17 protein-coding genes and 1 pseudogene are annotated in these 18991 nt (G+C 64.0%); 5 read left to right on the top strand and 13 right to left on the bottom strand.

Annotated elements, in window-relative coordinates; translation table 11 throughout:
* Positions 1 to 108 precede the first annotated feature (108 nt).
* Together QZM72_RS05770 and QZM72_RS05765 are read left to right on the top strand one after the other, a co-directional pair.
* Entirely contained in the window at positions 109 to 1062 is a 954-nt protein-coding gene (locus QZM72_RS05770) for a hypothetical protein (protein WP_301737461.1), read from the top strand.
* 42 nt (positions 1063 to 1104) lie between these two features.
* Positions 1105 to 1542 (top strand): N-acetyltransferase, encoded by a 438-nt coding sequence (locus QZM72_RS05765; protein WP_301737460.1) that lies wholly within the window; start codon positions 1105 to 1107, stop codon positions 1540 to 1542.
* A 25-nt stretch (positions 1543 to 1567) separates the two neighbouring features.
* Here the strand turns inward: QZM72_RS05765 and QZM72_RS05760 are convergent, their stop codons facing one another.
* The 4 genes from QZM72_RS05760 to QZM72_RS05745 form a co-directional block, all read right to left on the bottom strand.
* Positions 1568 to 2398, bottom strand: a complete 831-nt coding sequence (locus QZM72_RS05760) for a peptidyl-prolyl cis-trans isomerase (protein WP_301737459.1) — start codon at positions 2396 to 2398, stop codon at positions 1568 to 1570.
* Between the two features lie 287 nt (positions 2399 to 2685).
* The gene (locus tag QZM72_RS05755; RefSeq protein WP_301737458.1) at positions 2686 to 4620 is read right to left on the bottom strand and encodes an SMP-30/gluconolactonase/LRE family protein; all 1935 of its coding nucleotides are present in this window, start codon (positions 4618 to 4620) and stop codon (positions 2686 to 2688) included.
* Positions 4621 to 5071: 451 nt separating this feature from the next.
* Positions 5072 to 6373, bottom strand: a complete 1302-nt coding sequence (locus QZM72_RS05750; RefSeq protein ID WP_301737457.1) for a dicarboxylate/amino acid:cation symporter — start codon at positions 6371 to 6373, stop codon at positions 5072 to 5074.
* Positions 6374 to 6740: 367 nt separating this feature from the next.
* Positions 6741 to 6896 (bottom strand): hypothetical protein, encoded by a 156-nt coding sequence (locus QZM72_RS05745; protein ID WP_367620023.1) that lies wholly within the window; start codon positions 6894 to 6896, stop codon positions 6741 to 6743.
* Positions 6897 to 7048: 152 nt separating this feature from the next.
* Between QZM72_RS05745 and QZM72_RS05740 the strand changes: the two are divergent.
* A pseudogene (locus QZM72_RS05740) lies at positions 7049 to 7156 on the top strand (TetR/AcrR family transcriptional regulator); the annotation flags it as partial.
* Positions 7157 to 7337: 181 nt separating this feature from the next.
* On the opposite strand, the gene QZM72_RS05735 reads toward QZM72_RS05740, so the two are convergent.
* From QZM72_RS05735 to QZM72_RS05720, 4 genes are read right to left on the bottom strand one after another with little or no spacing between them, the layout of a single operon-like run.
* Complete coding sequence (locus QZM72_RS05735) at positions 7338 to 8597, bottom strand: MFS transporter (protein ID WP_301737456.1); 1260 nt, start codon at positions 8595 to 8597, stop codon at positions 7338 to 7340.
* Positions 8598 to 8603: 6 nt separating this feature from the next.
* Positions 8604 to 9308, bottom strand: a complete 705-nt coding sequence (locus tag QZM72_RS05730) for a 2OG-Fe dioxygenase family protein (RefSeq protein WP_256979688.1) — start codon at positions 9306 to 9308, stop codon at positions 8604 to 8606.
* 28 nt (positions 9309 to 9336) lie between these two features.
* A complete protein-coding gene (locus QZM72_RS05725; RefSeq protein WP_301737455.1) occupies positions 9337 to 10698 on the bottom strand; it encodes an ATP-grasp domain-containing protein in 1362 nt (453 codons plus the stop codon).
* A 47-nt stretch (positions 10699 to 10745) separates the two neighbouring features.
* On the bottom strand, positions 10746 to 11936 hold the full coding sequence (locus QZM72_RS05720) for a KamA family radical SAM protein (protein WP_301737454.1): 1191 nt from the start codon (positions 11934 to 11936) through the stop codon (positions 10746 to 10748).
* Between the two features lie 1073 nt (positions 11937 to 13009).
* Between QZM72_RS05720 and QZM72_RS05715 the strand changes: the two genes are divergently transcribed.
* The gene (locus tag QZM72_RS05715; protein WP_301737453.1) at positions 13010 to 13627 is read left to right on the top strand and encodes a LysE family translocator; all 618 of its coding nucleotides are present in this window, start codon (positions 13010 to 13012) and stop codon (positions 13625 to 13627) included.
* Between the two features lie 110 nt (positions 13628 to 13737).
* Positions 13738 to 13986, top strand: a complete 249-nt coding sequence (locus QZM72_RS05710; protein ID WP_301737452.1) for a hypothetical protein — start codon at positions 13738 to 13740, stop codon at positions 13984 to 13986.
* Positions 13987 to 14118: 132 nt separating this feature from the next.
* Here QZM72_RS05710 and QZM72_RS05705 read toward each other — a convergent pair whose 3' ends face one another.
* The 5 genes from QZM72_RS05705 to QZM72_RS05685 all read right to left on the bottom strand — a co-directional run bounded on the left by QZM72_RS05705 (position 14119) and on the right by QZM72_RS05685 (position 18989).
* A complete protein-coding gene (locus QZM72_RS05705) occupies positions 14119 to 15477 on the bottom strand; it encodes an MFS transporter (protein ID WP_301737451.1) in 1359 nt (452 codons plus the stop codon).
* 210 nt (positions 15478 to 15687) lie between these two features.
* Positions 15688 to 16074 (bottom strand): 4-carboxymuconolactone decarboxylase, encoded by a 387-nt coding sequence (pcaC, locus tag QZM72_RS05700; RefSeq protein WP_089468856.1) that lies wholly within the window; start codon positions 16072 to 16074, stop codon positions 15688 to 15690.
* 9 nt (positions 16075 to 16083) lie between these two features.
* Positions 16084 to 16869 (bottom strand): 3-oxoadipate enol-lactonase, encoded by a 786-nt coding sequence (pcaD, locus tag QZM72_RS05695; protein ID WP_089469406.1) that lies wholly within the window; start codon positions 16867 to 16869, stop codon positions 16084 to 16086.
* 16 nt (positions 16870 to 16885) lie between these two features.
* Entirely contained in the window at positions 16886 to 18244 is a 1359-nt protein-coding gene (locus QZM72_RS05690) for a 3-carboxy-cis,cis-muconate cycloisomerase (protein WP_301737450.1), read from the bottom strand.
* Between the two features lie 88 nt (positions 18245 to 18332).
* A complete protein-coding gene (locus tag QZM72_RS05685) occupies positions 18333 to 18989 on the bottom strand; it encodes a CoA transferase subunit B (RefSeq protein ID WP_301737449.1) in 657 nt (218 codons plus the stop codon).
* Between the last annotated feature and the right edge of the window lie 2 nt (positions 18990 to 18991).

The raw sequence follows: 18991 nt of genomic DNA, 5'->3' as shown, positions 1-18991 counted from the left end.
TTGTCCGGATGGCCAAAATCACGTGCAAACGGCCATTCGCGTTCAACATGACGGACATCCGAAAGCATTCGTTTCGGGTATCGTCCACCTCTCACACCCGCATTCCACATGACCGCACATGAAAACAGTACCGGCCCGGCCGATATCGGCCCCTTCGACGCGATGAGCCGATTTCGCGTGACGTACGACGGGCCCGCGCTCGAATCGTCCGAGATGGACGTGCGCGAACTCGCGCCCGCGCTGCTGGCGTTCGGCGATTTGCTCGACGCGTCGACGCGCGCACTATGCGGCGATCAGGTCCGGCCGCAGGTCAACGTGCGCGGCAGCTTCAAGACCGGCAGCTTCGGCATCGACTTCACACTCGCGACCTCGCTGCTCGGCCGCATGCGCGACATGCTGAGCGGCAACGAAGGCACGGCGCTCGCCAATGCGGTCACGATCCTGACCGCCCTCGGCATCGCAGCACCCAAGGCGAGGAAAGGGCTTTTCGCCGTCCTCAAATGGCTGCGCGGGCGCGAGATCACGCACGTGCGGATGCAGGGCCGCACCGCGGTGCTGGACGTCGATGGCGACACACTCGAAATCGACCTGCCCGTGCTCACGCTGCTACGCGACGTCCGCGTTCGCCGTGCAACCGCGCAAGTGCTCGCGCCGCTCGCGCGCGAAGGCATCGAGATTTTTGCGGTCGGTACCGATACCGAGGTGTACGAGATGGTCGCCCGCAACGAGATCGCATGGTTTCATGCGCCGGAGCCAACCGATGCGCTCCTGCTCGATGAGCATCGCAAGATGGCGTTCTCGATCGTGTCGCTCGCGTTCAAGGACGACAACAAGTGGCGGCTGCACGACGGAACGGCGACGATTCACGCGACGATCACCGATGCCGGCTTCCTGTCGCGCGTGAACAACAGCCAGATTAGTTTCAGCAAGGGAGACCTCCTCTTGTGCAATGTCCGTGTGCAGCAGTGGCAAACTTCGGACGGCGCAAAAACCGAGTATGAGGTCACGGATGTCCTCGAACATCGCGCGGCTGGCCTGCAGATTCAGTTGCCGGGCCTGTGATCCACGTCGCAGCCTCGCGCCCGACACAACCGCTCACTACTCATGAAACCCGCGATCCATCTGCGTGCCGCGTCTCAGGAAGACCTCTCCTTCCTGCTGACGCTCCGTCGACTGACGATGACCGAGCACCTGCAGCGCGTCGGCGCGCCGATCGACGATGAAGCGCACGACCGGCGCATCCGCGCGCACTTCGACGACGCGATGATCGTCTGCGAAGGCACCGCGGCCATCGGCCTGCTGAAGGTGACGCGCGCCGCAGGCGAATGGCACGTCCACCAGATCCAGATCCTCCCCGCGCACCAGGGCCGCGGCATCGGCGAGGCCGTGCTGAACGCGTTGCTGACCGACGCGGCACGCGCGCACGTGCCGGTGTCGCTCAGCGTGCTGCACGGCAATCCGGCGCGGCGGCTCTACGAACGGCTCGGCTTCCGCGTCGCGTCGGAAACCGACACCAGCGTGAACATGATCTGGCGCGCGTGACGCGCGGCGATTCGACGCTTTCGCATTACTGCGTGATCTTCGCGTCCTTCAGCAGATTGCCGATCATCTGCGCGCTCGCCTTCTCGGTCGCGATCGCCTGCAACTGCTGCTGAAGCGTCGGCTTCGCGGTTTCGAAACCCGGCACCTGCGTCGGCCGCTTCGCATCCAGCTTCACGATCGCCCGCACGCCGTCGACCGGAATCGAATCCTTCGTCACCGCGCCGACCGGCAGTTTCTCGAGCGCCTGCGCGACCGGCAGCGGCAACCCGGCCGTCTTGCCTTCCGCGGCCGGCGTGTTGAAGCTCACCCACGGCAGCTCGCCGCCGGTATCGCGGCTCGGCGCCAGGCTGTACTGGCGCGCCAGCCCGTCGAACGACTTGCCCGCTTTCAGCTCGCTCAGCACGGTCGCCGCCGCGACCGAATCCTTGACGACGATCACGCGCGGCTTGTACTCGTTCTTGCCAAGCGACGCGACGAGTTCGTCGTAGCGCGCCTTGACCTGCTCGTCGGTGACCGGCTCCGGCTTCACGTTGTCGCGCAAGTACAGCTGCACCTCGGCCGTCGCCTTCGCCTGCTGCATCGCCGCCTTGACCTCGGGCTTGTCCGCGTAGTTGGCCTTCTCGGCCGCCTGCTGCACCAGCACGCGCGTGATCAGCTGATTCTTGATCGCCTGCCGGATCTGCGGCGAATCGGGTTGCCCGGACGCGCGCAGCAGCGTATCGACGTCGGCCTGCGTGATCGGCGTGCCGTTGACGGTCGCGACGGTCGCGGCCGTCTGCGCGTGAACAGCGCCGCTCAATGCGCCGGCCAGCGCGACGATCGTCAACAGGCGATTCGGTGTCGTTTTCATCTTCATCGTTGGGTCGCTTCGAGCATAAGAAACGCGGCTGGGGGCAGCCGCGCCCGTTCATCGTGCACGCCCGCATACCGTCTGCGGGAGCCGCCGCCATTGTGCACGGAACCGCATTTCCACGTCGGGAGGTTCGGAAACGTGCCCGGCATGGCGCGTACCCGCACGGTGCGCGCGGTTCATTGCATGCGCGTTGCGCAACAATCCCGCGGAAACGCATCGATTGCGCTCACGATTGCTTTCACGACTTCGCGAGTACGGCCGCTGCCCGTGGCGGCCGAACATTCAAACCGTCAGGGCGTCCACCGGTACACGGTGATGCTGTTCCCCTTCACGTTGTTCTTCATCACCACGTACTCGCCGTTCGAGCGGCGGTACGCGCGAATGCTGTACATCGCATCGATCGCGCTGCTGGTATCGACGGTCGCGGGGCTCGCGTTGACGAGCGTCGTGTCGAGATTGCCGGTGGTGAGGTTGAACGCGTCGACGTTCGGCCACAGCGGCCCGCTGCTGCTGAACCAGTAGCCGACGAACAGGTGGTTGCCCGCCGCGTCGATCGATTTCGCGCCGCTGTGCGGCAGCGTGATCACCGGGTCCGGCTTCGTCGTATTGCCCGCGCGCCAGCCGTGATACACCTCGATGCGCGTGCCGATCGACGTCCAGTCGTTGCTGCCGACCGCGCCCTGCGCGAGCACCATCGTGTCGCTGTCCGCGAGATAGACGATGCGCGTGAGCGGCTGGATGCTGGCCGGAATGCGGGTCGCGACGCCTGCCCCCCACGACGGCTTGCCGTTCGCGTCGAAGCCGGTCAGCGGGTAATGCGTGATCGCGCCGGTCTTGTCGAGCCCGGCCCATATGCCGCCCTGGCTGTCGACGCTGAAGCCGCCCGTCACGCGCTGCGTCGTGTTGAACGCGGGGCCCGGAAGCGAGCCGTCCGGGATCGCGATGTAGCCGTTCGCCGCATTGAAGTGATAGAAGTAGAAAACCGGCGGATTCTGGCCGGCCGCGACGAGAATCCGGTTCGCGCCGACCGACGTGAGCAGCCCGAAGTGTTCGTCGCGCTGCGTGTCGCTCATGTTGATGCGCGGGTCCGACGGATACGTGAATGGATCGACGGTGTTGGCGACGAACTTGCCGCCCGCGCTGCCGCTGTAGATGTGCGTGCCGCCGTAGAACATTGCGCCGTCCGTGACCGGGTCCGGCGCGGCGATGCCTTCGAAGTTCATCGACTGCAGCGTCCAGCGCAGGTTGCCGCTGCTGCCGTACGCATGAATGTCGGTCGCGCCGTTGCGGCCGAGATCCCAGCTGCCGCCCCACGGATTGTTGAGCACATAGAGGTTGCCGCCGGTGTCCTTGCCGATCCCGACGATGCGCGTGAAGTGTTGCGCGCCGACCTGCCCCTTGATGCCCGTCGTCGTGTCGAGATAGCCGCCGCGCACGCCGAACGTGCCGGCCAGCGCGGGCCGGCCCGAAATCGAATAACGCTTGATGTTCTGGTCGGGGCCTTCGTCGCCCACCAGCAGTTGCCCGGCCGCCGTATCGACATACAGCGCCGACGGGTGCGAACCGGCCGGCATCCGGATCGTGTTCAGCAACGCGCCGGCCGGGCTGAACCCGACGATCGAGCCGGCACTCTTCTGCGCGACCCACACGTTGCCCGCGCCGTCCACCGCGAGCGCGCCCGGCGCCGACACGGCGATGTCCCGCTGCCACACGCCATCGGTCGTGAACACGCGCACGCGATTACCGTAGAAGTCGCTCGCATAAAGCAGCGAGCCGGCCGTCGCGAGCCCGGTGACGACGTCGATGCGCGGCTGGTTGGTCGCCGCGCTGATCTGGATCACGAGGTCGCGATACTTCGTCGCGCGGTTGTAGCGCCCCACCGCGCCGCTACCGTACGTTTTGCCCGGCTGCAGCGCGACGAACAGCGACGTTGCATTGCCGGTGATCGCGCTGCCCTGGAATTCCGCATGCGCGCCGATCGAGCCGAGGCTCTTGCCGTTCTGGTAGATCGCGACGCCGCCTTCATCCTCGTCCCACATCGACGCCGTGTAGATCACGCCTTCGGGCGCGACCCACATCGCGCGCGCGACGTTGCCGACGTGCGCCGCGAGCGTGCCGTACGTGTTCGCGATCCAGTCGGTGGTGTTGGCTGCGTGAGCGGCCGGCGCGAGCGCGGCGAGCGCCGCGGCGGCGACCGCAGCCTGGATGCGTTTTCTGGCGACCATGACGGAGGCTCTCCTGAATCGGGTAGTCGTTCACACGAGGGATCGGCCGGCCAGATGGCGTGAAGTCCGCGAGATGTAAATTCTTCCCCGAATCATCCGGCGCGGTCGGTATGACGTACGGCATGCGCTCACTGATGCGCACGGCGAGAATAGCGTTATATAAATCGAAAAAAATTGCGGATCGCCCACGCTTGCCGCGAGTGCGACCGTGCGTCAGTGAATGGTCACTTCCGCGCCGGATCGGGAATCGGGAGAATCCGGCTGCTGCCTGTGGAAATATCGCCGTCAATTCGACGTCGATCAATGGAAACGGCGAATGCCATTTCTGAAACATCGGGAAAAACCACTGCGCCAAACAAATCGCCGGCCGGAATCCGTATCGAATCCGGGCCGGCGAATAGCATTTGCCGTGGTCAGGCAATGCGGTGTTGCGCCGCCGCATTGCCGCATATCATGCCGACGTTTCGCGCACCTTCACTTCGGCTACCTGCGCGCCGTCGTCCGAATCGTCGTCGTCGCGCGGCGCATCGAGCTGCCCTTCCCACTTCGCGACCACGGCCGCCGCGATCGAGTTGCCGACCGCGTTGGTGGCCGAGCGCCCCATGTCGAGGAACATGTCGACGCCCATGATCAGCAGCAACCCGGCTTCCGGCAAATTGAACTGGTTGAGCGTCGCCGCGATCACGACCAGCGACGCGCGCGGTACGCCCGCCATCCCCTTCGACGTCACCATCAGCATCAGCAGCATCGTGATCTGCGTGCCGAGCGGCAGATGGATCCCGTACACCTGCGCGATGAACAGCACCGCGAACGTGCAGTACATCATCGAGCCGTCGAGATTGAACGAATAGCCGATCGGCAGCACGAAGCTCGAGATCTTGCGGTTCACGCCGAAGCGGTCGAGCGCGTCCAGCAGCTTCGGATAAGCGGCCTCGGAGCTGGCCGTCGCGAACGACAGCAGGAACGGCTCGCGGATCAGCCGGAGCAGCGTGAACGCGCGCTTGCCGAGGAACGTCACGCCGGCGAGCGTCAGCACGGCCCACAGCAGCGCGAGCGCCAGATAGAAGCTCGCCATGAACTTCGCGAACGTGAGCAGGATGCCGAGCCCTTCGGTCGTGATCGTCGACGCCAGCGCCGCGAACACCGCGACCGGCGCGAACCCCATCACCGCGCCCGTCACCTTCAGCATCACCTGCGCGAGATCGTCGATCACGCCGGTCAGGCGCTTGCCCGGTTCGCCGAGCGCGGACAGCGCGGTGCCGAAGAAGATCGAGAACACGACGATCTGCAGGATTTCGTTGTTCGCCATTGCCTCGGCGATCGACTTCGGCACCAGGTGCACGACGAAATCCTTCAGCGTGAACGCACCGGTCTTCAGGTTGAGCGCCGCATCGGACGGCGGCAGCGGCAGGCTCAGGTGGCTGCCCGGCTGCAGGATCGTCGCGGTCAGCAGGCCGAGCAGCAGCGACGTGAACGACGCGATGAAGAACCAGCCGAACGCCTTGACGCCCACGCGGCCCACCGCGCCGCCGTCGCCCATCTGCGCGATGCCGACGGTCAGCGTCGCGAACACCAGCGGCGCGATGATCATCTTGATCAGACGCAGGAACACGTCGGACAGCAGCGACACGTAGCCGGCGACTTCCTTCGCCATCTTCGGGTCGGGAAACGCGCTGTGGCAGGCGTAACCCACGGCGATACCAAGCATCATCGCGACAACGATGTACTTGGTAATGTTGTGCTTCTTCTTCATTAGTGATCCAAATTACAAGGCGTATGTTGCTAACGGCGGGCCAATCATTCGCGTCCGGCTGCGAATCGAAACCTGTGTCTCCATGCGGACGACTTGTCCGCTTCAAGCAGTCGCCAGGGTGGACAAGGGGGGGCATTCTAACGCAAATGGTGCACCGGCTTTCAAATCTGAAAGCCCCGCGCGTTGATTTGCGTCCTGATGTCGTCGGGAAAGCGGCGGTGTCGCGGTCCGGCCCGCTTCCCGTGCGGCCGGATGCCGGGGAATGTCGGCGGATCCGGTAGGGAGCGGCTTGCCCGGAAAGGCGCGACGAGCGGGCGAATGCGTCAACGCGGCGCGCGCCGGCCGGGGCCGGCGTCAGGCATCCCGGTCAGTTCACCGGCCGCGATGTCGGCAGCCAACGCCGCCCGTCCTTGCCGAGGATGCGGTTGAAGACCGGCGTATCACGCTCGACCTCGACCGCGATGATCGCGTCGATCATCTCGCGCTTGTCGGCGAAATACCGAAACACCGCGCCCGCGCTCATGTCGGCCGCCGCACGGGGTGGGGGCCGTGAGGCTGTGGTTCAAGTGCTTGAAAGGGTGCGTTGGGGCGGGCTGAAGGACTCGGTGAAGACCGTGTCGATCAGATCGGACCAGGTCAGGCTCACGAACGAGAAGCCCGCGCCGCCCGCCCGGCCGGCCACGCGAGACGCGGGCGCGCCTGCTGGATACCGCCTTTGTACTCATGGCTCAAAAGGGAATGGAAGGCGTCGCGATCAATGAAATTACGGAAGCCGCGGACGTGGACCCTATGCCGGCCGCGCAGCGCGGGGCATGCAGGCTCATGACCTCGCCGACGGCAGGGCACCGGCGGAAGCCTCTTTGATTGTTCGACGCTCATTGGACATTCGCGCTCGTCGGCCCGTTGTGGGCGCTCGGAGAAGATGCCTCGGGCCGCCTTGACGAATCAGGGAAAGCATCCGGAATCAATCGATCTGCCCGACCGCCGCCCCCCGCGCAAGCCGTCTTTTGACGCCCACGAACGCCAGACCGGCCAGCGCGATGGAGCCACCATAGAACAGCAGCGCCGTCACGTCCGTTCCGAGCCGGGAGAACACGAACCCGAGCGCCAGCATGCCCAATCCGAGGCCGGTGCGCTCGGCGACGTACGAGATACCGATCACGCGATCGCGTGACGCGGCGGGCGTCGACTGCAGGAGCGAATAGTAGATCGTCTCCGTTGCGGCGTCGAAAATGCCCGCCAGCAAGACGAAGCCCAACATACCCGGCATGCCACGCACCTGGAAGACGCCGAGGAAGCACGCGAAGGTCAAGATCAGCAACACGATGAAATACGGCTCGAGCGGCTGGTGACGCGATTCGAGACGCTCCAGCAAGTGCGGCGTCACTGCCGCGGAAACGAGCCGTCCGACGCCCCACACAGCCATCAGCCAGCCATACAGAAACGCGGGCTGATTCGGATCGAACAGCTGCGACCTGATCGGGAAGCCGACATTGTGCGTACCGGAGCCGAACGCTTCGACGAAGCGCGCGCCGATCACGAGCATCACGATGACCGACAGATAACGCGCCGCGCGCGGCAGTGCGCCGGCCTCGGCCGCAGCGTGCGTCTCCTCGGCCGGTCGATGCCGGCGCGGCATGTTGCCCACCAGCATCAGAAATGCGATGGCGGAGATCGCGAACGTGATCGAATCGATCAGGAATACGCTCTTGTAGGCCAGGTACTGCGTGATCACCGATGCGAGCAGGCTGCCGCCGACCACCGACACCCCATCGGTCGCACTGAGGATCGCATTGAAACGATGCCGGCCCTCCTGCCCGACCATTTCCGGAACCTCGGACATGATGGACACCCGATAGATCCCCTGAAAAAGGCCGATGAAGAACGGCACGAAATAGATGAGCGACGCGTCGGCGGCACGCGACGACGTGGCCAGCACGCCGATCGCCAGTGCACTGCCCGCTTCCGCGGCGAAGATCAGGGTACGGCGGGAGAACCGGCTCAGCCGCGGCACCGCGGCGCCGCCCGCGACCGCGCCCAGCAGGCGCGACGCCATCGTCAAGCCGAGCAGCGCGGCGGAGCCCGTGACCTCGAGCGCGTAGGTCGCCAGAACGATGCTGATCATCGTCGAACTGATGTCGGAGATCGTCTTGAACGACAACCAGACGTACAACTGCGCCAACGAAGACGAAGCGCGTTTTTCTAGAACCAGCTCGGATTTCATGGCAGCTCATCTCGCTGAGGAAAAGGAAATCAGCAACATGTCCCGGAACGCGAGTTCGTCAGGGTTGGCTTGCTGAACGGCATTGGCACTGTGGTACAGCACGGCGTCGTTCACGACCACGGTATCGAGGAAATCCGTCAGCGGCCGTGCGAACAATGGAACAGTGGAAACTTTCGACGCATGGATCTCCGAGACGACCGGCCGGATATTGTGACTGTCGATAAAATGCATGAAGACCCATTCCAACCCGTCCTGATGAATCCCCGATGTGGTCGGACTGACCTCACCTTGTTCCGCAATGATCCGGAACAAATGTACATCGATCTTGTACTCCCGCCCCGCAACCAGCCGCTCCCCGAGGACGGCGATGTCGACGTCCAGCAACTGGCGGAGAATCGCGCTTTCTATGAAGGAGTCCTCGGCATAGGTCAAGCGATTGACGCCCGGCACATAGTCCACATCGTAGGTCGCGGTTGGCTCGAAATTCGTGTTCCGGTCAATTTTCAACGGTTGGCCCGGCTTGAAGCGATACAGCAGGAAGCGCCGTTCGCGTCGCGTGTAGCGCTTATAGTTCTCGTCGACGACAAGGCGCTCCCAGTGGCGCTTGAACGCAACGACCTCGTCGCCATCGCAGCGGATCACGCCGTGGAAGCGTGGTGCATGGCAATAGCCGTTGCGATTCAACTCGTCAATGATGGTATCGATGGACATCGTGTCTCCCGTGAGTCGGGCCATTCGTTCAGGAAACGATTTCCGGCTCGAGATCGCGAACGATCCGGTCATAGAGATCGATCGCATGATCGCGTCCATTTACTGCCGCCCAGCCCTTCAGCAGATAATTTTCCTCGATGTCCGCCCGGACCTCGCTACCGACCGGGCAGGCGACCTTGCATTCGATGATCGCCGGATCGCCGGCGACGGAATCGAGCCCGCGGATTCCGTTGAACGTTCCGCTCGCCTCTGGAAACAGCGCGAACATCGAGTAATGCTGACGCCCGTCCGCCGCGCGTTCGCAGGCGCTTCGCAGGCGTTCGTGCAGCCCGGAAGCCCGTGTCAGCATCCGCAGATAGAACTCGTACGGGTCGAGGCCCGCGATGTCCTTGAGCGCCGCGTTCACATACAGTCCGCCGAGCCGCGGATTGATCTCGATGACGATCGGGCCGGTCGGCGACAGACGGAACTCGAGGTGCACGATCGCGTTGCGCAGGCCGATCGCTTCGAGACAATCGATCGCATACCGATTGATCTCGGCAATCGCGGGCGCCGGAAAGGACACCGGCGGCGAGATCAACAGGTTTTCCAGCACCGTGCCGCGCTTCTCCGTCAGGATCAGTTTTTCGTTGATCAGCACCGGATAAACCTGATCGTCGACGATCACACATTCGACGCTGCCTTCGACGCCGTCGATGTACTGTTCAAGCAGAATGCTCTTGCCCGGCTCATAGCGAACCTGGGCACCGTCACGGGTGTGGACGTCGTGCGGCATGCCGTAGTAGTCCGAAACCACTGCCTGATCATGTTGCGCGGTAAATCGCTGATAGTGATCGCGCAATTCGTTCCAGTCGCGACACTTGGCGGTAAAGGCCGAGCCCGCGCCGTAAGGCGGTTTCGCGATCAGCGGATAGCCCACTGTGTCGGCGGCTTCTCGCAATGCGTCGACATCGCTGCACATTGCGTGTCGAATCGACCGTACCCCCCGTTCCTCCAGCGCCGCACGCATCAGGAATTTGTTGTTGCAGGCGGCGACGGCCGCCGACGGAGAATGGACTCGGCCGGTTATCCGGCAAACGTCGGCGACCACCGCGCCCACCTCTCCATGGGCCGACGCCTGCCCCGCATAGCAAAAGACGGCCTTCACGTCATAGTGCGCGTCCAGACGCTCGAGCAATCTCAGCAGCGACTCGACGGAAAGCGAATCGAGCCACCACGTGTCGTCGCGCGCCCCGCCTGCATCGCCGTCCGTCGGCACGTGCCGGCGCACGACGGCCGTGAGGCACGCGAGACCCATCTTGCGAGCGACCTCGAAGTGATAATCCCGATAGCTGGTCAACGACAGCAAGGAGCCCTCGATTTGCACAAATAAAACCGCGTCTTGTCGCATCTTTTCACCTGGATGAGAAATCAGTCCGCACACCGCTCAAGGCCCGTTCAGTTGTCGATCCAGTCGCACGTTTCGCCCTGCCAGTTGACGAACCGGTAGATGCGTTGTTCGCCGGTTTCTACAAACTGCGGGATGTCGCCCTGGCCTTCGAACAGCGGCACCGTAAACTTCCCTTTCGCATGAGGCAGCACATACTCGGGCATCGCAACGTTCGAAACGCGCCGCTTCAGTCGGTTCATGATGCGGATGGCGTCGCGGATCGAAGCCTTGTAGACCGACGCGCCCGGCGAGAACGGCATGAAGTGATACAGGTAGTACGGTTTGACGCCGTGGCGATACAGTTCGATGAAGAGCCGATGCAGCGTCTCCTCGTCGTCGTTGATGCCGCGCAGGAATGGCATGTTGGAAAATACGATCGGCACCGCCGACCGAATCCGCTTCACTGCGTCCGTGAAGGCCGGACTGAGTTCGTCCGGATGGCAAACGTGAACGCCGAATGCGTTCACCCGATGCCGTTCGAGCATTGCGACCAACTGATCGGTGACCCTGTACGGATTGAAGGTGAGCGATCTGGAGTGAATCCGGATCAGGAGATCGCGTCCGACGTCGCGCAGGGCGGACAGATGCTCGTCGAGCTTGGCGTCGGAGAGCATCAGCGGGTCGCCGCCGCTCAGAATAACTTCCTCGATTGCCGGATTCTGCTTGATATAGGCCACGCTTTCGCCGAACGTGTCCCGGCTGGCGTTGGTCTTTTCGCTATTGACTTCAAGTGTGCGGAGCGCCTCGAAGCAGAACTGGCAATACGAATTGCACGTGTTGACCATGCGCAAAATGACGCGATTGTCGTACTTGTGCTGACAGATCGGCGTCTTCATTTCATGCGCCAGCTCCCAGTTTTCCGATTCGCCATCGTATCCTCCGACGATTTCGTCACTCCAGAACGGAACGACCTGACGCCATAGCGGATTCCGGACAATGTCGGCGTCGGTGTCGCCGTGCGATTCGCGAATCAAGCGGAGGTAATAGGGCGTGATCTGTAGCTTGCGGCCGTTCAGGTTGTTTTGAATGTGCGAACTCAGTTCGTCCGACCAGCCCCCGCAGGCCTCGCGTAGCGATGCTTCCTCTCGGATGGTGTTTCGTTGCTGCCAGCGCCAGTCGCGCCATTCGGCAGACGCGACATCAAAAGTCTGATAGTTGTCCGAATATTTTTTATCGCCACCAGAATTTCCAATCAACATTTTACTCATTCCTCTCTAAACCAAAGAAATGCGATCAACGTATCGTTTCGCTCATGAATTCAACACGACCCATGATCCGAGCGCCATATAGAAAACCATCGACACCACACTCAACCGAAATACGGCCCATACAACACTGCAAAATGCAAATCCATCAAACCATGAAAACACCGGCCACGGGATACCTGAAATATCCCATCGGGCCATGTCGTCGATATAGCTACGCGATGCAGAAATCCCGAGCCACAGTGCGGCCCAACAAAGAAATATGGGCGCAACTCTGCTCAGCCTACTCACGAATATGGAGAGGCATCGATTAAATACTTCGCAGCAGTTTATTTACTTTCGCTTCAGCATGCGAAAACGACAGTTCCCGCTCGATCGCGATTCATGCGAGCTATTACACCCGGGCCAGACATTTCGCTGCGGCGACCAGGCCAAAGGAGTTTGAAAGATTTCCCGTTCTGGATATAAGCATTCCCGATTCGATGAGTCTCAATCCTAAGTTAACAAATTTAAGTAGCGCAAGAAAAATTTCACCGGCCATCCATAACAGTCCCTTCCCACGCGTCTACTTTTCCGGACGCCTCTGTCGTGCTTTCAATTGGGAAACACACATACAGCTCGCATTTTTACAATTACCCATCGACATCATTCGATACTTAAGGAATCGCGCACCTCGTAAAAACATCAGGTTTAACGCACGCCTAGAAAATAGAATATCTAGCCTATCCCAAATTTTGGAAATACTCGTCGTCGATGCTGCTTTGAATAAGCCTAATATCGAGCTCATCAGGGCATGATTTCTTACAGTTTGATAGGCAAGTTGTCCACCTTTCGTAAATGCGGGTGTGCGTGGATAGGCCGGACGCGTGTCGCAACGCGCCGGAAATGTAGATACGTTCGTCGCGAATGAAGAGCGAGTATCCCTGCTGCGCGAGCCCCTTTCGTACACACAAAGTGATTCGACGCCCCCGTACCGGCATTTGCCCACTCAACTGTACCGGTACCGTACAGAAAACCGTCGCTAAACTGATCTCCATCCCAGCCTCGAACCGAATGGAGAATCCGCGATGGAATTCCTCACCCTCAGCGCGCTGCCTGCCGGCATGCTGTTTGCGCTCGTCACGTCGATCACGCCCGGCCCGAACAACACGATGCTGCTCGCGTCCGGCGTCAATTTCGGTTTCCGCCGCACGATGCCGCACCTGTTCGGCATCAGCATCGGCGTCGCGATCCTGATGCTCTGCGTCGGTTTCGGCCTCGGCGAAGCATTCAAGCGCCTGCCGCTGCTGTACACGATCCTCGAAGCCGCGAGCGTCGCGTATCTGCTGTACCTCGCATGGCGCATCGGCACGTCGGGCGAAGTAAAGGCGCACGGCGCCAAGCCGCGGCCGATGACGTTCATCGAAGCCGCCGCGTTCCAGTGGGTCAACCCGAAGGCGTGGATGATGGTGCTGACGGCCGCGACGACGGTCCAGTTGTCCGCCGACTACGGGATGAACGCCGCGTGGATGTCCGTCGTGTTCATCCTGATCGGCTTCCCGTGCATCTGCCTGTGGGCCGCGTTCGGCCTCGGGCTGCGGCGCTTCCTGTCGAATCCCCGCGCGCTGCGCATCTTCAACGTGACGATGGCCGCGCTGCTGATCCTGTCGCTGTACCCGCTCGTCGCCCATCTGCTGCCGCAGTGAGCGCTCACGAGCGCGCCCGTTGAGCTTCACGGAATGCAGGCGTACCCTTTCGGTACGGGCGCGTGCAACCGTTTCGGCGGCTGCACCGCTGCTCTGCATGGAGATTGCTGATGAAGCCAATGCTGAGAGCAGGCGAGCACATCGAAGGCATGCACTGGATCGCCGAGTATCACCCGGTCACGCACGACATCCGCGTGCTGCGCGAGAACATCGAAGTCGGCACTTACTGCGCGCCGCCGACGCTGTTCGGCGACGAGGAGGAAATGGGCGCCGCGAACCGCGACGATCATCGCCGCCGGGAAGCGGCGTTGCGCGCGTATCTGCGCAACTTCGTCAAGGAACACGACGCGGAGGAGTAACGGCGCGATGGCCGGAATGTCGACGGGCCGCGAAGGCGGCCCGGTCTGGCGTCGTGCGTCGGTCGATCTGCTTGCAACCGACTTGAATCCGTCAGGCAGGGAGCCGGCGCACCGCACCGGCCTGCCGGCCACTCAGTGCCCGAGCGACTCGATCTTGCCCGCCGGCTGCGCGACGCCATGCGGCCGCGCCATCTGCTTGATCAGCAGCGCGGCGCAGGCCAGCACGCCCGCGACGGCGATCGTCGCGAACACCCCCGCGAACGAGAAGTGCCGGCGCGTCAGCTCGGCGACGAGGAACGACCCCGCGATCCCACCGAAACGGCCGACGCCGAGCATCCACGCGACACCCGTGCCGCGCCCTTCGGTCGGATAGAACGCGGCGGCGAGCGCCGGCATCGACGATTGCGCGGTGTTCATCAGCACGCCGGCCACGAACACGACCAGCACCAGCAAGCCGACATTGCCGGCCGCCTGCCCGATCGCATACACGCTCACCGCCGTCAGCGCGTAGCACACGGCGATCACGCGGTTCGCGTTGAAGCGGTCCATCAGCACGCCACACAGCACGGCGCCCACGCCGCCGAGCGGGAACAGCGCGGAGATCAGCGTCGCGCTCTTCGGCGTCAGGCCCGCATCCTTCAGCAGAATCGGCATCCAGTTGATCGACGCGTAGAAGATCACGAGGCCCATGAAGTACGCGAGCCACAGCATCACCGAGCCGACGATGTACGAGCGCGACAGCACGACCCCGAGGCCCTTGCCGCCGGTCTGCGGCGCGACTTCGGTCAGCGCGAACGAACCGGCGTTCAGCGCGTCGCGCGAGATGCGGGCGAGCGTGGCGCGGATCTTGTCGATGGACTGGCCGCTCGCGACCATGAAGCGCACCGACTCCGGCATCTTCAGCAGCAACAGCACGCCGAGCAGCAGCGGCGTCACGCCGCCGAGCATCAGCACGCTGCGCCAGCCGAAATGCGGAATCATCCATGCGGCCAGGAAACCGCCGAACGCGGCGCCGAGCGGAAAGCCGCAGAACATCAGGTTGATTACGGTCGCGCGGCGTTTGTCCGGGCAGAATTCGCCCATCATCGTGACCGCGTTCGGCATCGCCGCGCCGAGCCCGACGCCGGTCACGAAGCGCAGGATGGTCAGGTGCCCGATCGTGTTCGAGAACGCGGACATCAGGCACGCGACGCCGAACAGGAACACCGAGCCGAGCAACAGCGAGCGGCGACCGAGCCGGTCGGACAGCGGGCCTGACACGAGCGCGCCGCACGCGAGGCCAAACAGCGCGGCGCTGAGCACGGGCGCGAGATCGGGTTTGGTGAGGTTCCATTCGCCGAGCAGCGACGGCGCGATGAAGCCGATCGCGGCCGTATCGAAGCCGTCGAGCAGCACGATCACGAAACACATGAGGAATACGAGCCATTGAAAACCGCCGAACGGCTGCTCGTTGATGAAGGTCTGGACATCGACCACGGGTGTGCGATTCATCGCTTGTCTCCTTGTCGGCCGGCGTGGGCGCGTCAGCGCGCGATCCGGTCCCATCCAACATTGATATAGATGCAACACGCGCGGCCTCGTGGCCGCGCCTTTCCTTCGTTCACGCACCGATTCGCTGCCGGTGCGCGCGTTGATCGTCACGGCTCGCCAGCATCGGCGAGCCGCGCGGTCGGATCACTGCTGGCGCTTAACCTGCCGCGCCTACGCGGCCCCATCCTGTTCCTTGAAGATCTTGTCCGCGAGATGGAACGCGGAATTCGCGGCCGGCACGCCGCAATAGATCGCGGTCTGCAGCAGCACCTCCTTGATCTCGTCGCGCGTCACGCCATTGTTGCGCGCGGCACGCAGGTGCAGCGCCAGTTCCTCGCCGCGGTTCAGCGCGACCATCATCGCGATGGTCAGCAGACTGCGCGTATGGCGCGGCAGCCCGTCGCGGGTCCAGATCTCGCCCCATGCATAACGCGTGATCAGGTTCTGGAACTCCTCCGTCACCTCGGTGCGGTTCTCGAGCGAACGGTCGACGTGCGCGTCGCCGAGCACCGCGCGACGCACCTTCATCCCTGCTTCATAACGTTCCTGGTCGTCCATCGCCGTGCCTCATGCAGTCAGGAAATCGAGCAGCGCGCGGTTGAAACCGTCGGTGCACTCGATGTTCGAAATGTGCGCGGCGTCGAATTCGACGTGCAGCGCCCCGGGGATCGCGGCGGCGAGCGCGCGGCCCTGATCGGGCGGCGTCGACATGTCCTTCGCGCCGGTCACGACGAGCACCGGCAGCGCGATGCTCTTCACTTCCTCGCGCAGGTCGGCCGCGTTCAGCGCGTCGCAGTTCGCCGCATAGCCGTCCTTGTCGGTATGCACGAAGGTGTCGCGGATCGCATCGAACAGGCGCGGCTCGCGTTCGACGAATGCGTCGGTGAACCAGCGCGGCAGCACGGCGTCGGCGAGCGCGGCCATCCCTTCGGTGCGCGCCTTCTGCGCACGCGGCGCCCACACTTCCGGCGAGCCGATCTTCGCGGCGGTATTCGACAGCACCGCGCGCACGATGCGCGACGGGTAGCGCGCGGCGAGCGCGGCGCCCGTCAGCCCACCCATCGAGATCCCGCAGAAATGCGCGCAATCGATGCCGACGTGGTCGAGCAGGCCGATCACGTCACCCGCCAGTTGCTCGATCGTGTACGAACCGGCCGGTGCGTCGGAATGGCCGTGGCCGCGCGTGTCGTAGCGCAGGATATTGAAGTGCCGCGTGAGCGGGCGGATCTGCGGCGCCCACATCTGCAGGTCGGCGCCGAGCGAGTTCGAGAAGACGAGCCACGGTGCGTCGTCGCGTGCGGCACGGTCGATCCGGTAATGCAGTTTCACGCCGTTGACAGTGGCGAAAGGCATCTCAAGGTTCTCCTGGTTATTGCGCGCCCGCGTGCAGCGCGAGCACGGCGTCGACATAGGCCTGCGCCTCGCCGACGTAATGTGCGGGATCGAGCAGCCGCGCGAGCGCATCGCGCGACAGGTGGGCCGACACGGTCGCATCGGCGGCGAGCACGTCGAACAGCGTCGCGCCGGTACGCACAGCTTCCTTCGACGCATGCTCGACGACGTGGTGCGCATCGAGCCGGCCGACGCGATCGCCGAGCGCGAGCATCACGGCTTCGCCGAGGATCAGCCCGTGCGTCAGGTCGAGGTTCGCGGCGAGGCGGTCGGTATTGACGTCGAGACCCGCGACGATCTGCGCGATCTGCGCGAGCGCGCCGCCCGTCAGGCGCGCGAGATCAGGCAGCGCGTCCCATTCGGCCTGCCAGCCGCCGAGGGCGCGCTCGTGCTCCTGCACCATCCCCGCGAACACGGTCGCGACGAGATTCGGTGCGCGTACGGTGGCCGTCAGCACGGCCGCGCAGCCGACCGGGTTGCGCTTGTGCGGCATCGTCGACGAGCCGCCCTTGCCGGCGGCCGCCGGTTCGCCGAGCTCGCCGACTTCGGTCTGCATTTGCAGCGACACGTCGCGTGCGATCTTGCCGAGCGTGCCGGTCAGCATCCCGAAGCACGATGCAGCTTCCGCGATGCGGTCGCGCTGCGTATGCCACGGCACGGCCGGCAACGCGAGCTTCAGATCGGCCGCGAGCGCGGCGCTCACGCCGGCCGCCTGCTCGCGCAGGCTCGCGAGCGTGCCGGCCGCGCCGCCGAACTGCAGCACGAGCGCCCGCTCGCGCAACTCGGCGAAGCGCGCGCGATGGCGCAGCAGCGCGTCGAGCCATTGGGCGAATTTGAGGCCGAGCGTGATCGGCAGCGCCTGCTGCAGCCACGTGCGGCCGATCATCGGCGTCGCGCGGTGCGTGCGCGCAAGCGCCGCGAGCGACGCGCAGGCTTCGTCGAGCAGCGGTTCGAGCACGTCGAGCGTATCGCGCAACTGCAGCACGGTCGCGGTGTCGATGATGTCCTGGCTCGTCGCGCCCCAGTGCACGAATTTCGCGGCCTCGGGGTCGTCGGCCTTCACTTGCGCGGTGAGCTGCTTGACGAGCGGAATCGCGAGATTGCCGCCGAGCGCGGCGCCTTGCGCGAGCGCATCGGCGTCGAGCCGGCCGGCATCGCACGCGCGTTCGATCGGCGCGACCGCAGTGGCGGGAATCACTTGTTGCGCGGCGAGCGCGCGCGCGAGCGCGGCCTCGACGTCGAGCATCCGCTGGATCGTCGCGCGGGGCGACCAGATCCGGTTGAGCGGCTCGGTGCCGCAGATCAGGGAGGTCAGGCGGGCGCTGTCTTCGAGCATGGCATCAGAATGGGGAAACGGCGTGCGCCTATTGTCTACCCAAGCGTGCCGGCGTGCGCTCGAATGCGCGCACCGGCACGCTTGCCGTTCAGGCGGCGGCCTTTTGCGTCGCGTCGATCAGCGGCACGCCGGTCAGCTTCTGCAGCTCGTCGAACGACAGGTCGGTAAAGATCTCGCTCACCGCGAGGCCGTCGGCCGTCACGTCGAGCACGGCCAGATCCGTATAGATACGGCTCACGCACTGCACGCCGGTGACCGGATACGAGCATTGCGCGACGATCTTGCTCTCGCCCTGCTTCGTCAGGTGCTCCATCATCACGAACACCTGCTTCGCGCCGATCGCGAGATCCATTGCGCCGCCGACGGCCGGAATCGCATCGGGCGCGCCCGTATGCCAGTTCGCGAGGTCGCCGCTCGCCGACACCTGGAACGCGCCGAGCACGCAGTAGTCGAGGTGGCCGCCGCGCATCATCGCGAACGAATCCGAGTGGTGGAAATACGCGCCACCGGTGAGCAGCGTCACGTGCTGCTTGCCGGCGTTGATCAGTTCGTCGTCTTCCTCGCCGGGCGCGGGCGCCGGGCCCATGCCGAGCAAGCCGTTCTCGCTGTGCAGGAAGATCTCCTTGCTCGAGTCGAGGTGGTTCGCCACCAGCGTCGGCACGCCGATGCCGAGGTTCACGTACGCGCCTTCGGGGATGTCCTGGGCGACGCGCTTGGCCATTTCATCGCGGGTCAGTCGTTTCATGT

The sequence above is a fragment of the Burkholderia sp. AU45388 genome, from assembly GCF_030481585.1.
In the GTDB taxonomy this organism is placed as follows: domain Bacteria; phylum Pseudomonadota; class Gammaproteobacteria; order Burkholderiales; family Burkholderiaceae; genus Burkholderia; species Burkholderia sola.
Note: the sequence above shows the minus strand (reverse complement) of the source record. Positions and strands in the feature narration are given on the sequence as shown.

What these genes read in the sequence shown, in the direction of transcription:
- QZM72_RS05715 (WP_301737453.1), top strand. Translation starts at nt 13,010, where the DNA reads ATGGAATTCCTCACCCTCAGCGCGCTGCCTGCCGGCATGCTGTTTGCG.
- QZM72_RS05705 (WP_301737451.1), bottom strand. Translation starts at nt 15,477, where the DNA reads ATGAATCGCACACCCGTGGTCGATGTCCAGACCTTCATCAACGAGCAG.
- QZM72_RS05685 (WP_301737449.1), bottom strand. Translation starts at nt 18,989, where the DNA reads ATGAAACGACTGACCCGCGATGAAATGGCCAAGCGCGTCGCCCAGGAC.
- QZM72_RS05725 (WP_301737455.1), bottom strand. Translation starts at nt 10,698, where the DNA reads ATGCGACAAGACGCGGTTTTATTTGTGCAAATCGAGGGCTCCTTGCTG.
- QZM72_RS05745 (WP_367620023.1), bottom strand. Translation starts at nt 6,896, where the DNA reads ATGAGCGCGGGCGCGGTGTTTCGGTATTTCGCCGACAAGCGCGAGATG.
- QZM72_RS05760 (WP_301737459.1), bottom strand. Translation starts at nt 2,398, where the DNA reads ATGAAGATGAAAACGACACCGAATCGCCTGTTGACGATCGTCGCGCTG.
- pcaC (WP_089468856.1), bottom strand. Translation starts at nt 16,074, where the DNA reads ATGGACGACCAGGAACGTTATGAAGCAGGGATGAAGGTGCGTCGCGCG.
- QZM72_RS05765 (WP_301737460.1), top strand. Translation starts at nt 1,105, where the DNA reads ATGAAACCCGCGATCCATCTGCGTGCCGCGTCTCAGGAAGACCTCTCC.
- QZM72_RS05770 (WP_301737461.1), top strand. Translation starts at nt 109, where the DNA reads ATGACCGCACATGAAAACAGTACCGGCCCGGCCGATATCGGCCCCTTC.
- QZM72_RS05750 (WP_301737457.1), bottom strand. Translation starts at nt 6,373, where the DNA reads ATGAAGAAGAAGCACAACATTACCAAGTACATCGTTGTCGCGATGATG.
- QZM72_RS05735 (WP_301737456.1), bottom strand. Translation starts at nt 8,597, where the DNA reads ATGAAATCCGAGCTGGTTCTAGAAAAACGCGCTTCGTCTTCGTTGGCG.
- QZM72_RS05755 (WP_301737458.1), bottom strand. Translation starts at nt 4,620, where the DNA reads ATGGTCGCCAGAAAACGCATCCAGGCTGCGGTCGCCGCCGCGGCGCTC.
- pcaD (WP_089469406.1), bottom strand. Translation starts at nt 16,869, where the DNA reads ATGCCTTTCGCCACTGTCAACGGCGTGAAACTGCATTACCGGATCGAC.
- QZM72_RS05690 (WP_301737450.1), bottom strand. Translation starts at nt 18,244, where the DNA reads ATGCTCGAAGACAGCGCCCGCCTGACCTCCCTGATCTGCGGCACCGAG.
- QZM72_RS05720 (WP_301737454.1), bottom strand. Translation starts at nt 11,936, where the DNA reads ATGTTGATTGGAAATTCTGGTGGCGATAAAAAATATTCGGACAACTAT.
- QZM72_RS05730 (WP_256979688.1), bottom strand. Translation starts at nt 9,308, where the DNA reads ATGTCCATCGATACCATCATTGACGAGTTGAATCGCAACGGCTATTGC.
- QZM72_RS05710 (WP_301737452.1), top strand. Translation starts at nt 13,738, where the DNA reads ATGAAGCCAATGCTGAGAGCAGGCGAGCACATCGAAGGCATGCACTGG.